This window comes from Corynebacterium sp. HMSC074A09, from assembly GCF_001811545.1.
In the GTDB taxonomy this organism is placed as follows: Bacteria; Actinomycetota; Actinomycetes; order Mycobacteriales; family Mycobacteriaceae; genus Corynebacterium; species Corynebacterium hiratae.
Genome location: NZ_KV805103.1, coordinates 1 through 13,522, shown reverse-complemented (window position 1 = coordinate 13,522; position 13,522 = coordinate 1). Strand labels below are relative to the sequence as shown.

The following is a 13,522-nucleotide window of genomic DNA, read 5'->3' as shown; positions in this document are numbered from 1 at the left end:
CTCCTACTAGCGCGTCACCGTGTTGCCGGCCCAGCCAGCACGCGGATCGAAGCCGGAGTCCTTCTCCGCCTGTGCGTAGCTGCGCAGCGCCGAGGAGGCCGCGGCATCCAGCGTGGAGGGCACGGTGACCTGCACGGTCACCATGAGGTCGCCGGCCTTGCCGCCACGCTTGGCTACGCCGCGGCCCTTGACGCGCAGCGTGCGCCCGTCGGGCGTTCCCGCCGGTACCTTGACGCGCACGGGCGAATCGAGGGTCGGCACCGTAATGGTGTCACCCAAGGCCAGCTCCGCAAAGGAGACGGGGACGGTGACGTGTAGGTCATCGCCTTCCCGAGTGAAGACCTTGTCGGGCTTCACCGTGACCGCTACGAAGAGATCGCCGGACGGGGTGCCGTTCGGCCCCGCTTCGCCCTGGCCAGCCAGGCGCACCTTTTGCCCATCGATGACCCCGGCGGGGATACGTACCGTAATCGAGCGGGTGCGGTGTACCGTTCCGGTGCCAGAGCAATCCGCGCATGGATCCTCCGCGCGCTGGCCGGTGCCCCCACAGTCGGTGCACGGCGCCGAGAAACCGAAGGAGCCGCGCTGTTCCGAGGTGAACCCGGTGCCATCACACGTCGAGCACGTCGACAGCTTGCCGGTCTTCGAGCCGGAACCGTGGCACGTGGTACAAGGGGCTTCGCCGCTCAACTGCAGCGGGATGGTGGTCCCCTTGGCCGCCTCGCGGAAGTCGAGGGTTATGTGCGTTTCGACGTCGGCCCCCCGCGACGGCCGAGCTGTGTGGCCAGCACCACCGCCGCGGTTGAAAACGCCACCGAAGATATCCCCCAGACCGCCGCCTTGAGACGCTCCTCGAGCGGATCCTCCGAAGATGTCCGAGAGGTCGAAGTCTTGCGCACCCGGTCCACCCATGTGCGTGGATCGAAACCCGCCGGGAAACCCGGCGCCTCCTCTCCGCCCAAAGCCACCGCCGCGCATCATGGCCTTGAACTGGTCATACTCCTTGCGGGTAGCTTTATCAGACAGCACATCATAGGCCTCAGCCACCTGCTTGAATTTCTCCGCCGCCGCGGGGTTATCCGGGTTGGCGTCGGGGTGGTTCTGGCGGGCCAGCTTGCGGTAAGCGTGCTTAATCTCTTCGGCGGTAGCGGATGAGGAGACCCCCAGATCCGCGTAATAATCCTTGTCTGCCCATTCTGGCTTAGCGTTCACTGGGCATCTCCTCCTTTCAGGAGAATCGTTAATCGGTTGGGTTTAAAGATTTTTTGCTAAGTAAAAATGCTAACTAAGTAGTGAAAAGAACAGTGGCGCCAAGGAATACTCAAACCCTGACGCCACCTAGGATGCCTATTCTGCGTTATCCGGGGTATCCGGACTGTCAGCGGCATCGGCTGACTCGGCGGGGTCGGCGATAATCACCATGGCGGTGCGCACGACGCGCTCACCCACCGTGTAGCCACGGCGCAGAACCGTGCCGATGACCTGCTCGTCACCGGTGGACAGGTCCTGAACCGCCTCGTGCACCTCGGGGTCGAAGGCATCGCCCTCGGCACCGAACGAGGTCAGCTGGTTGCTGGTCAGCACGCCCGTGAGCTTGTCCGCGATGGCCTTGAGCGGGCCCTCGTTGAGGTCACCGTGCTGGCGTGCGAGCTCCAGGTCATCAAGGATAGGCAGGAAGTCTGCCAGGACCTTAGCCTTAGAAGTCTCGATCACGGCCTGCCGGTCACGCTCTGTGCGGCGGCGGTAGTTGGTGTACTCCGCGTTGAGGCGCTGCAGATCCTCGGTGCGCTCAGCCAGCTGAGCCTCCAGGGAGTTCTCAGCGCTGGTGTCCTCACCGGCGGCCGCCTCATCGGTGATGTCGCGGGCGGCATCCTCTACCGCGGCCTCTGCCTCAGCGGTGCCCGCGGTGGCGGCGTCGGCCTGTGCCTCAGCAGTGTTCGTCGTGGCGTCATCCACGACGCCGTCGGCAGAAGCAGCCTCGGCGGCGGCAGCCTCCGCAGCCTCAGCGGAGGTTGCCTCAGGGTCGGTATTGGCCGGGTTGCCCGGGTCCTGAGGGGAGGTCATGGTTTACTTCTCCTTGTTCTCGTCGTCCTCGTCGACAACCTCGGCGTCGACGACGTTCGGGTCACCAGCGGTCTCGCCAGCAGCGGCACCCTCGGCGCCTGCCTCAGCAGCCTGCGCCTCGTACAGAGCCTTGCCCAGCTCCTGGGACTCGGTGCCGAGCTTCTCGACGGCCGACTTAATCGCCTCAATGTCATCACCCTTGAGGGCCTCGTCGACGGCGTCGGCAGCCTCGGTCACGCGGGTCTTGAGGTCCTCCGGCAGCTTGTCGGAGTTCTCATCCATGAACTTGCGGGTCTGGTAGGAGGTGGATTCCGCCTGGTTGCGGGTCTCCTGCTCCTCGCGGCGCTTCTTGTCCTCCTCGGCGTGTGCCTCGGCGTCCTTGACCATGCGGTCGATCTCCTCCTGGGAGAGGCCGGAACCATCCTGAATCTTGATGGTGTTCTCCTTGCCGGTGGCCTTGTCCTTAGCGGAAACGGAGACGATGCCGTTGGCGTCGATGTCGAAGGTGACCTCAATCTGCGGGACACCGCGCGGTGCCGGGGCGATGCCGCCGAGCTCGAAGGAGCCGAGCAGCTTGTTGGCGGAAGCCATCTCACGCTCGCCCTGGTAGACCTGAATCTGCACGGAAGGCTGGTTGTCATCAGCCGTGGTGAAGGTCTCGGACTTCTTGGTCGGGATGGTGGTATTGCGCTCGATGAGCTTGGTCATCACGCCACCCTTGGTCTCGATGCCGAGGGAGAGCGGGGTGACGTCGAGAAGCAGCACGTCCTTGACCTCACCGCGCAGCACACCTGCCTGCAGCGCAGCGCCGACTGCCACGACCTCGTCCGGGTTCACGCCCTTGTTCGGGTCCTTGCCGGTCATTTCCTTGACCAGGTCGGACACAGCCGGCATACGGGTGGAGCCACCGACGAGAACCACGTGGTCAACCTGGGAGAGGGACAGGCCAGCGTCCTTGATGACCTGGTTGAACGGCTCCTTGGTGCGGTCCAGCAGGCCCTGGGTGATCTTCTGGAACTCGGTGCGGGACAGGGTCTCATCCAGGAAGAGCGGGTTCTTCTCCGCGTCCACCGTGATGTACGGCAGGTTGATGTTGGCGGACTGGGAGGAGGACAGCTCAATCTTGGCCTTCTCAGCTGCCTCACGCAGGCGCTGGACGGCGCGCTTATCCTTGGTCAGGTCAACGCCCTGGGAGGCCTTGAACTTATCAACGAGCCAGTCGACGATGCGCTGATCCCAGTCGTCACCACCGAGCTGGTTGTCACCAGCGGTAGCCATAACCTCAACCACGCCGTCGCCGATCTCCAGCAGGGAGACGTCGAAGGTACCGCCACCCAGGTCGAAGACCAGGATGGTCTGCTCCTGCTCGCCCTTCTCCAGGCCGTAGGCCAGTGCAGCGGCGGTCGGCTCGTTAACGATGCGCAGGACGTTGAGGCCTGCAATCTGACCGGCCTCCTTGGTGGCCTGGCGCTGGGAGTCCTCGAAGTAAGCAGGGACGGTAATAACGGCGTCGGTAACGTCCTCACCCAGGTAAGCCTCGGCGTCGCGCTTCAGCTTCATCAGCGTGCGGGCCGAAATCTCCTGCGGGGTGTACTTCTTGTCATCAATGTCGATGGTCCAGTCGGTGCCGATGTGGCGCTTGACGGAGCGGATGGTGCGGTCAACGTTGGTGACCGCCTGGTTCTTAGCGGACTGGCCGACGAGGATTTCGCCGTTCTTAGCGAAAGCCACGACGGACGGGGTGGTGCGGGAACCCTCCGAGTTAGCGATAACGGTGGCCTCGCCACCTTCCAGAACGGATACGACCGAGTTGGTGGTGCCGAGGTCAATTCCTACTGCGCGTCCCATAATCTTTTCTCCTTGCTTGTTGGGGTTTGTTCTTAAGTTGATAGTGCGCGACTCAACTTCCGCCGCGTTCAGGGTTGAACTCTAACAGAAGCGGCACCCATTGTCATCCAAACCTGAGCGCCGGTCACTCAACCTACACAACGCGGGCAAACCCAAAGTTGTTCCCGATCCACTCAACTTTTTTAATTACCGCCCACACGCTGGGAAAACAAAACCGGTTTGGCGGAAACTCACCCCACAGGGACGATTGCTGGCTCACCGTCCACATCTACAACGCGGACTGTCAGCCCATAGAGTTCCTCAATAAGGGCAGGGGTAATGACGTCGCGCGGCACGCCCGCGTCCCACACCTTTCCATCTTTCATCGCCACGACGCGATCCGCATAGCGCAATACATGCGCCAAGTCATGAATGACCGCAATGAGGGTTTTGTTTCCTGCCAGCTGTCGCATCAGCCGCATGAAGGAATGCTGGTATCCGATGTCAAGAGCGCTCGTTGGCTCATCCAAGAAGAGCACAGGCGTTTCCTGGGCGAGGGCCATAGCCAGCCAAGCACGCTGACGCTGACCACCAGACAACGCCGCTACCTCGGCCGTCTCCAGTTCTTCAAGGCCTACCTTTGCTAGCGCGCGACTAACAGCACGCTCGTCCTCCTGACTCCTCCACCCCATAAATCCTTGGTGGGCGAAGCGCCCGCGCGCGACCAGTTCCCTGACATTGATCCCTTCGGGAGCTATGGATTGCTGCGACATCACGGCGACGCGCCGAGCGTAGCTTCGCCGAGAGAATGCGGCTGCATCTTGTTCGCCAATGCGCACCGCGCCCGCGTTCGGTGTTTCCAACCGCGCCAACACCTTGACCAAAGTGGATTTTCCACAACCATTGGGACCGATAATGGCAGTGAATTTCCCGGCCGGAAAAGACACATCCACCGAGTCGAGAATTAGCGGGGCAGTCCTCCCGTAGGACATGCTCACCCCCTCAGCCCGCACGCTCGGCGCACCGTCACATACTTTTTGCTGGTTCACTTTACTGACCTTTCATTCCGGCAGCTCGGGATTGCCACAGCAGCAGACCCGCCAGATAGATGCCACCGGCGCACACCGTAATAAGACCGGCAGGCAGAGTAATTGGGAAAAACAGTCGCTGCCCTGCTAAGTCGGCAGCGAGCAAGAAAAGAGCACCGAGGACTCCAGAGAGCAACACCGGTGTCCTGTCTGGACGCGAGAGCAACCGAGCCATATGCGGGGCCGCGAGGGCGATAAATGAGATTGGACCCGCTATCGCCGTCGATACAGCGACAAGAACTGTGCCAACCAGAACCATCACCACACGTGCACGACTCACGTTCAACCCCAACGCACTCGCCGCGCTATCCCCCAGGGCAAGCGCGTCGCACCAGCCACGCAGCAGCAACCCAGCGACGCACGCCGCGCCTCCCAGCACCCCCAATGGAATAACTCGTGCCCAGGACACAGCATTCAATGTTCCAGCAGCCCAAGTCGCCGCGCCTAAGGATTGCTCCAACTCACCGCTAAGAATCAACCACTTGTTTATTGCTGAAAGAAAGAACGTCACTCCAATCCCCACCACAATCAGTCTTGCTCCCGTAAGCCTTCCTGCAAATGAAAGCCCCATGATGAGTAACGCAGTGAGAGCCCCACCCACCAATGCGCCTAGCGCAATGTTGAACGCGGAGCTAAAGCCCGCCAAGGAAACCGCGATGACACCGGTATAGGCACCGGTATTAAACCCGATGATGTCGGGCGACCCCAGAGGATTGTGAGTAAGGATCTGAAAGATGGCGCCCGCTATGCCCAAACACATTCCTACGACAATCGCAGCAACCACCCGCGGAGCACGCCATTGCCACACGACGGTGGCCGCAAAGTCAGTGCTATTGGGATTCGTAGCCACGGACCACAACGCTGCGCTTTCTTGCCCGGCACCAGGCGAGAAGAGCGAATAGGCAGCAATAGCCAGCGCGACGATCACAATGCCCGTAAAGGACAAAACACTTCTCACGCTCACAATCACAGCCTCCTTCCAGCGCGATGGGACAGCGCAATCAATACTGGGGCACCAATGAGCGACACCGTGACGCCAGCCGGCAACTCAGCAGCAGTGAGGTAGCGCCCCACAATATCGGCTCCCAACAAAAACAAAGGCCCCACCACGGCAGCGGCGACAAGCTGTGCCCGTTCTTCATATATCCCGCACAGCCTGACAACATGCGGGATGACTAATCCGACAAATACAATCACCCCCGCCGCTGCGGTAGCGGTAGCAGCCAACACTGTTACCGCCGCGACAAGTCCCAAACGAGTCAGTTTGAGGTTGATACCGAGACCCGCCGCAACGTCATCCCCCAGAGCAAGGGGCGGCAAATGGCGCGCAAAGGCAATCAGCAGCACCACACCAACTGCTAACCCGCCGGCTGTAATCGCCACCGGTGTCCACGAGGCCACGTCAACAGAGCCCGTCACCCACGCGCGGATACGTGCAAAAGAGTGCGGATCTACCAGGATGAGAGCGGAGGAAAGCCCTTCACATACCGCCCCGATGGCTACACCTGCAAGAATCAGTCTCAGCGGATCAACATCGCCAGCTCTGCCACGCCCTACCGCGGTGACCAGCAGCATGGTCACTGCCGCACCGATGATGGCTGCGAGCGAAAAAGCAAAAGGTGATTGCCACCCCCACCAGCCCAGAGCAATGGCCGCGGCCAAGCTGGCGCCTACGTTAATCCCGAAAACTCCGGTATCTGCCAAAGGGTTGCGCGTCATAATCTGCAGAACTGCACCAGCGAGAGCCAAAGCACAGCCCGCACAAACGGCCACGAGAGTACGGGGAAGCCGCCTCTCCCACACGATCGAGGAAGCTATACCAGGCTGACCTCGAAGGGCGGCCAACACGTCACTGAAAGGAATGCTGCGCGCCCCCAACGCCAGCGACAGCCCCACGCCGATACAGAGAATGGCAAGGCCAGCAACTACTACCCGACCAAGACGCCGAGTATTTCCCTTTCCGGTGTGCACCCCCTGCTCAATCACCAACACCACCCAAACACCTTCATACGCTCACGTTTCCTTAGCTTGACCTAATTTAGGTTAGGCTACCTTTTATGACTACTCGAAAGAAAATCGCGTCTCACATCCCACTCCTCCGCCTTACCGCTGTTGGCCTTACCGCAGCGCTAGCTCTCACCGGTTGCGCCAGCCTCGAAAACGCCGATTCAAACACCGGCGGGTCCAGCTCATCCTCTCCAGCAGAGAAGGAAACAGGAAAATCCAACTCCGCCGCAGGAAATGACTCCGTGGCAACTGGTGGCGAGGGCTTTGCTGGAGCCAGAGAGAAGACCCAATCCTTTGGCAGCGATGCAGCTCCCGGCCAGTTCCCCCGCACCGTCACACATGCCCGTGGTACGACCGAGCTCAAAGAGAAGCCTCAACGAGTAGTCGTTCTCGAAAGCGGCGAGCTCGACTCCGTCCTTGCCCTTGGCATGAAGCCAGTCGGCATGACCACGTCTAAGGGTCAGAACCCCGTCCCCGATTACATGGCCGACAAAGCAAGTGACATCGAAACGGTAGGCACGATCAACGAAGTCAATATGGAAAAGATCGCCTCACTACAACCGGACCTCATCATCGGCTCGCAGCTGCGCATGGATAAGTATTATGACCAATTCAGCTCCATCGCGCCTACCGTTTTCTCGATTCGCCCTGGGTACACTTGGAAAGAAAACTTCCACCTGATCGGTGAAGCCCTCGGCGAGGAAGAGCGCACCGAACAAGTCATGGCCGACTACGACAAGAAGATCGAAGAAGTAAAGAAGGTCATTAAGGACGGGCCAGCTAGCGAAGACACCACCGTCACCATTCTGCGCTTCATGCCGGGCAAAGTACGCCTCTACGGGCGCCTTTCACTCATTGGAACGGTGCTTGATGACGCCGGCCTCGCCCGCCCCGCCAACCAGGACATCGAAGAGCTCGCTGCAGAAATCTCACCGGAGAACATTGACCAAGCGGACGCCGACTACATCTTCTACTGCAGCTACGGAGATCCCTCCGCCACCGGCCAAGACACCGCCATTTCCACTGCGGCGTTCCAGCAGCTTCCAGCGGTTAAAGACGGCCATGCTATCGAGGTCAGCGACGATACGTGGGCACTCGGCCTAGGTCCAATGGGCGCACAGAAGATCGCGACAGATCTCACGGAGTATCTCAGTCACTAACACGGGGGTAGCAACCTCCCCTCAAAACAACACCTGTGGGATTGACTCACCCCAACATAAGGGGCTAGCTTTCATATAAGCGAGATGGGTTACATGTCTGCACCCACTGTGTGGCGGACCATGTTAAAGGCGCCTATTTTTCGCTGGCCCGGCCAAGCCACCGCTTGGCCGTTTCCCCACGCAAGAAGGGTGGTCACATATGAATGCTTACTTCATTAGACAGCGTCGTTCTTCCGACCGGCCTCCAGTTGTGCACGCCAACGTTAAGTAAGCCCTCTTATCACACAAACTGGACAGGCTAATCAGCGCCGCACAGAGCTTGAGCAACTGCTGGACTCGATAGTTTGTGTTCTTTCCGCATTCCATAAGGCTGTACCAGTGTGCCTTGAGACCCATAAAGGTTGTAATCCATGACTAACGATGCTCATACCCCCGTGCCCGAATCCACCGACATCGACGCCGCGCTGATCGACGCCGCCGCGGCCCAAGCCCACTCCTGGCTCGCCTCCACTGCCGACGAACAGGATCCGGCCACAGAACAGCTCGCTGACTTATTGCGCAACCCGGACGGAGTGGCCTTCACCATGGACTTCGTCGACCGCGTCATGCGCCCCGAAGATGACAAGGTAGCCGCCCACGCACTGAAGTCCGTCACCACCACCTACGATGCTTCCTTCCTCGGCCTCATCAACGGATCGCTGGTGGGCCTGGGTGGCTTCTTCGGCCCGATCCTGCCCAACCTGGTCATGCCGCTGGCCCGCATGCGCATGCGCCAGATGGTCGGCCACCTGGTCCTCGACGCTGAGAGCGATGCCCTGAACAAGACCCTGGACAAGGCCGCCGAGTCCGGCGAGCAACTCAACCTCAACCTCCTCGGCGAGGCCGTGCTGGGTGATGCGGAAGCGCGCTCCCGCGCTGAGCGCACCCTCAAGCTCATCAAGAACCCGCGCGTGACCTACGTGTCCGTCAAGGCTTCCTCCATGGTGGCCCAGCTCAACCCCTGGGATATCGAGGGTTCCTTGGTCCGCCTCAAGGAGCGCCTGCGCCCGCTGTACGAGGCCGCCGCGCGCCGCCCCGACAAGGTCTTCATCAACCTGGACATGGAGGAGTACCACGACCTCCACCTCACGGTGCGCCTGTTTACCGAGCTGCTCAGCGAACCGGAGTTCATCAACCTCGAGGCAGGCATCGTCCTGCAGGCCTACCTGCCGGATACCTTCGACGCCTTGGTGCACCTGGCCGAATTCGCCAAGCAGCGCGTGGCCGAGGGCGGCTCCCGCATCAAGATTCGCATCGTCAAGGGCGCGAACCTCTCCATGGAGCACGTCCAGGGAGAAATCCACGGCTGGCCCTCCGCGCCGTACTCCACCAAGGATGAGGTGGATGCCAACTACTACCGCCTGCTCGACTACATTCTGCGCCCCGAGTTCGCCGACTGCGTGCGCATCGGCGTGGCCACCCACAACCTCTACACCGCGGCGTTTGCCTACAAGCTGGGCACCAAGCGCGGCGTGATGCGCATGATGGATTCCGAGATGCTCCAAGGCATGTCCCCGGCCCAGCAGACCGCGGTCCGCGAGGCCTTCGAGGGCCGCCAGATCCTCTACACCCCAGTGGTTCACATGGAGGACTTCGACGTCGCGGTCTCCTACCTGGTGCGCCGCTTGGAGGAGAACTCCGCTCCGCAGAACTTCCTCTACGCCCTCTTCGCACCGGAGGAGCAGGCGCTGAAGGACCAGGAGGAGGTCTTCCGCGAGGCCGTCGCGCAGCGCTGGGATACCTTCGCCGGCCCGCGCCGCACCCAAAACCGCCTGGAGGAGGCCGAGCAGGCAGCCGGCCGCCAGGCACCGCGCACCGGGCGCTTCGCCAACGAGCCGGACACCGACCCAGCCCTGGAGGCTAACCGCGAGTGGGCGCTTAAGGCCCTGGCCAACGACCCGGGCGAGCACGGGGTGGACGAGGTGACGGATACGGGGGTCGTCGACAAGCACGTGGCCCGCGCCGCCGAGCTCGGCGCCGAGTGGGGCTCCCGTCCTGCCGAGGACCGCGCCCGCGCGCTCGAGGCCGTGGCCGATGTGCTGGCCAACCGCCGCGGCGAGTTCATCTCCGTGGCCGCCTACGAGGCCAATAAGACTGTCACGCAGACCGACCCGGAAATCTCCGAGGCCATCGACTTCTGCACCTACTACGCGCAGTCCGCGCGCCTGCTGGAGAACTACGCCGCCGAGTTCACGCCCTACCGCGTGACCGTGGTGACCCCGCCGTGGAACTTCCCGGTGGCCATCCCCACCGGCGGCATCGCGGCCGCCCTGGCTGCGGGTTCCGCCGTCATCATTAAGCCTGCGCCGCAGGTCGTGCACTGTGCGAAGCTTGTCGTGGACGCCTTCCGCGCCGGCCTCGAGGCACAGGGCCTCGACCCGGATCTGGTCCAGCTCGTCTTCACCGACGAGGGCGACGCCGGCCGCGCTCTGGTCTCCCACGGCGACGTCGACGCCGTCATCCTCACAGGCGCTTCCGATACCGGCAAGCTCTTCCGCTCCTGGAAGCCGGAGCTCAACATCATGGCGGAGACCTCCGGCAAGAACGCGCTCATCATCACCCCGTCCGCGGACCCGGACCTGGCCATTCAGGACCTGTACCTCTCCGCCTTCGGCCACTCCGGCCAGAAGTGCTCGGCGTCCTCCCTGGTTATCTTTGTGGGCGCGGCCGGCGAGTCGCAGCGCCTGCGCTCCCAGCTTGTCGACGCCGTCGAGACCCTCATCACCGGCCCCGGCTACGACATCACGACGACGATGAACGGCCTGGCCGAAGCCCCGGGCGAGAAGCTGCTGCGCGGCCTGACCCAGCTGGAGCCGGGTGAAAAGTGGCTGGTGAAGCCGAAGAAGCTCAACGAGGAAGGCACCCTGTGGTCGCCGGGTATTCGCGATAACGTGCGCCCCGGCTCCTGGTTCCACGTCAACGAGTGCTTCGGCCCGGTGCTTGGCATCATGCACGCGGAGACCCTGGAGGAGGCCATCGAGTGGCAGAACTCCACCGGCTACGGCCTCACCGGCGGCATCCACACGCTGGATAACGATGAGATCGATTACTGGCTCGAGCGCGTGGAGGTGGGCAACGCCTACGTCAACCGCGGTATTACCGGCGCGATTGTGCAACGCCAGTCCTTCGGCGGCTGGAAGCAATCCGTCATGGGCCCGGGTGCCAAGGCCGGCGGCCCGAACTATGTCGCGCAGTTCGGCACCTGGTCCGAGGGCCCGCTGCGCCCCTTCGACGTGGATATCTCGCAGCCGGTGGCGGCCCAGCTGCGTGCCTTCGGTGACCTCGATCTCTCGGAGGAGGACACCGCCTGGCTGTGGCGCGCAGCAGAGCTCGACGAACTGGCCTGGCAGCAGGAGTTCGGCCGCAAGCACGACCGCTCCGGCCTGGTCTGCGAGGCCAACGTCTTCCGCTACCGCCCGGTGCTGACCCCGCTGCAGGTGCGCATCGCCTCGGACGCCGCGCTTCGCGACGTCTCCCGCCTCGCCCTCGCCGCCACCCGCACCGACTCCCCGGTGCGCTTCAGCGCCGCCCCGGAGAAGGCTGCGGAGCTGCGTGGACTGGGCTTTAAGGTCGACGCCGTGGAAGCAGAAACCTTCGCCCGTGAGGTCGCTCGCCTGGAGTCGGGCCGCGTGCGCGTCGTTGGTTCCGTGGAGCCGGGCCTCTTTGAGGCAGCGGTGGAATCCAACTCCGTGGTCTTGGACCAGCCGGTGTTGGCCGATGGCCGCCGCGAGCTTCTGCCCTTCCTCCTCGAGCAGGCGGTCTCGGTGACGATGCACCGCTTTGGCATCATCCGCCAGGTAAGCAGCATCCGCGCATAGCTCGTTTCTGCGCTCATATGAGAAGATGGAGCGCATGAGAAACAACAATGGTGACGGTGCCCGCCCGGGCACCGACCCCCAGCCCTCCACGGCCTCTGACGCGGCGGCGTCCACTGCGGCTTCTGAAGCCGCAGAACAGTCCGCTGCTGCGAAGCCCATCAGCGAAGAAGCCGCCCTCCCGGTGTCAAAGACCGATGACAAGTCCCGCGTCCTCGGGCGCGACGCCATCTCCCTGGCCAAGGTGTGCTTGATCTTCATCATCGTGGTGGCGGGCGTCGGCCTAGCCGGCTACCTGCTGAAGTTCATCTGGGTAGGCCTGCTGCCGGTCATCCTGGCCATCCTGGTGTGCACGGTGCTCTTCCCCGTGACCAACTGGTTGCGCGCGCACAAGTTCCCCCGCGCGCTGGCCGCCATCACCACGCTGCTGGGCTTTTTGGCCATCATCGGCGGCGTGTTCGCAGCAATGGCCCCAGTGGTCTCCTCTCAGGGTGCGTCCCTGGTCAGCCAAGCTGAGGGCGGCTTGAACAAGCTCGTCGATATGGCCAAGGACCTGCCCATTGAGATTGATGCAGCGAAGGTCCAGGAAGTGTTGGATGACGCCATGGCTTTCCTCAAGGGCCAAGCTTCCAACATCGCCACCGGGGTGATTTCCGGTGTATCGATGGCCAGCTCCATCGCCATGGCGCTCGCCATCATGCTCTTCGTCGCCTTCTTCATCCTCAAGGACGGCGATAAGTTCCTGCCGTGGCTGCGCACCTACTCCGGCTACTCCGCGGGCTGGCACGCCACTGAGCTGCTGACTCGCGTGTGGAATACGCTGTCCGGCTTCATTCAGGCACAAGCAGCCGTCGCGGCTGTCGACGGCCTCCTCATCGGCCTCGGCCTCTGGGTCCTCCAGGTTCCGCTGGCTCTCGTCATCGGCGTGGTGACCTTCTTCGCCAGCTTCATCCCAGTCATCGGTGCGGTCACTGCGGGTGCTTTGGCCGTCATCATCGCGCTGGTTTCAGATGGCCTCACCAAGGCCCTCTTGGCACTTGCCCTCATCATCATTGTCCAGCAGGTGGAGGGCAACGTGCTCCAGCCGATGCTGCAGTCCAAGGCCATGGGACTGCACGCAGCAATGGTGCTGCTCTCCGTGACCGTGGGTTCCGCCCTGGCGGGCATCATCGGCGCTTTCCTGGCCGTCCCGGTGGCGGCCACCATTGCCGTGGTTTTCCGCTACCACCAGGAAATGGCCAGCCTGCGCGCCGGCGAAATCGAAGCCAAGAACATCAAGATTTCTACGTCAGAGGGCCACGACACCGTCATGGAGCTCTACGAGAAGCTGGAAGCCAGCAGCGCCCGCTAGCCAAAGCTGCAGCGCAGCTTTCATGGCTCTCCCTGGCCGTATAACTGCCCTATCTGCCAAAACCAGTGCTCCCGCTTCAATGGCGGGGCATAACTCTGTCAGCTAGGGCAGTTTCCGTGTCGAGGGCCTAGTCCGCGGTTGTTATGTCCATGGACTTTTTGGACACGGAGT

9 protein-coding genes are annotated in these 13,522 nt (G+C 62.3%); 3 read left to right on the top strand and 6 right to left on the bottom strand.

Annotated elements, in window-relative coordinates; genetic code table 11:
- Positions 1-6: 6 nt before the first annotated feature.
- The 6 genes from dnaJ to HMPREF2807_RS01270 form a co-directional block, all read right to left on the bottom strand.
- On the bottom strand, positions 7-1,212 hold the full coding sequence (dnaJ, locus tag HMPREF2807_RS01295) for a molecular chaperone DnaJ (RefSeq protein WP_070509810.1): 1,206 nt from the start codon (positions 1,210-1,212) through the stop codon (positions 7-9).
- Positions 1,213-1,347: 135 nt separating this feature from the next.
- Complete coding sequence (gene grpE, locus HMPREF2807_RS01290; protein ID WP_070509806.1) at positions 1,348-2,064, bottom strand: nucleotide exchange factor GrpE; 717 nt, start codon at positions 2,062-2,064, stop codon at positions 1,348-1,350.
- Positions 2,065-2,067: 3 nt separating this feature from the next.
- Positions 2,068-3,912, bottom strand: a complete 1,845-nt coding sequence (dnaK, locus tag HMPREF2807_RS01285) for a molecular chaperone DnaK (RefSeq protein WP_070509803.1) — start codon at positions 3,910-3,912, stop codon at positions 2,068-2,070.
- A 230-nt stretch (positions 3,913-4,142) separates the two neighbouring features.
- The gene (locus HMPREF2807_RS01280) at positions 4,143-4,940 is read right to left on the bottom strand and encodes an ABC transporter ATP-binding protein (protein ID WP_046647139.1); all 798 of its coding nucleotides are present in this window, start codon (positions 4,938-4,940) and stop codon (positions 4,143-4,145) included.
- A 1-nt stretch (position 4,941) separates the two neighbouring features.
- Positions 4,942-5,949 carry a FecCD family ABC transporter permease gene (locus tag HMPREF2807_RS01275; RefSeq protein WP_232745432.1) on the bottom strand — a complete coding sequence of 336 codons (1,008 nt, stop codon included), beginning with the start codon at positions 5,947-5,949 and terminating at the stop codon, positions 4,942-4,944.
- The gene (locus HMPREF2807_RS01270) at positions 5,946-6,875 is read right to left on the bottom strand and encodes a FecCD family ABC transporter permease (RefSeq protein WP_232745446.1); all 930 of its coding nucleotides are present in this window, start codon (positions 6,873-6,875) and stop codon (positions 5,946-5,948) included. Before HMPREF2807_RS01270 ends, HMPREF2807_RS01275 begins: the two co-directional genes overlap by 4 nt.
- Before the next feature lie 161 nt (positions 6,876-7,036).
- Here HMPREF2807_RS01270 and HMPREF2807_RS01265 point away from each other — a divergent pair, with 161 nt between their 5' ends.
- From HMPREF2807_RS01265 to HMPREF2807_RS01255, 3 genes are all read left to right on the top strand, one after another.
- Positions 7,037-8,146, top strand: coding sequence for an ABC transporter substrate-binding protein (locus tag HMPREF2807_RS01265; protein ID WP_046647137.1), 1,110 nt, complete (start codon positions 7,037-7,039; stop codon positions 8,144-8,146).
- A 410-nt stretch (positions 8,147-8,556) separates the two neighbouring features.
- The gene (locus HMPREF2807_RS01260) at positions 8,557-12,003 is read left to right on the top strand and encodes a bifunctional proline dehydrogenase/L-glutamate gamma-semialdehyde dehydrogenase (protein WP_070509797.1); all 3,447 of its coding nucleotides are present in this window, start codon (positions 8,557-8,559) and stop codon (positions 12,001-12,003) included.
- A gap of 34 nt (positions 12,004-12,037) precedes the next feature.
- Positions 12,038-13,351, top strand: a complete 1,314-nt coding sequence (locus HMPREF2807_RS01255) for an AI-2E family transporter (protein ID WP_198531360.1) — start codon at positions 12,038-12,040, stop codon at positions 13,349-13,351.
- The last annotated feature ends 171 nt before the right edge of the window (positions 13,352-13,522 follow it).

Excerpts from the sequence above, each read along its gene's own strand:
- dnaK (WP_070509803.1), bottom strand. The coding sequence starts at position 3,912 with ATGGGACGCGCAGTAGGAATTGACCTCGGCACCACCAACTCGGTCGTA.
- grpE (WP_070509806.1), bottom strand. The coding sequence starts at position 2,064 with ATGACCTCCCCTCAGGACCCGGGCAACCCGGCCAATACCGACCCTGAG.
- HMPREF2807_RS01260 (WP_070509797.1), top strand. The coding sequence starts at position 8,557 with ATGACTAACGATGCTCATACCCCCGTGCCCGAATCCACCGACATCGAC.
- HMPREF2807_RS01265 (WP_046647137.1), top strand. The coding sequence starts at position 7,037 with ATGACTACTCGAAAGAAAATCGCGTCTCACATCCCACTCCTCCGCCTT.
- HMPREF2807_RS01255 (WP_198531360.1), top strand. The coding sequence starts at position 12,038 with ATGAGAAACAACAATGGTGACGGTGCCCGCCCGGGCACCGACCCCCAG.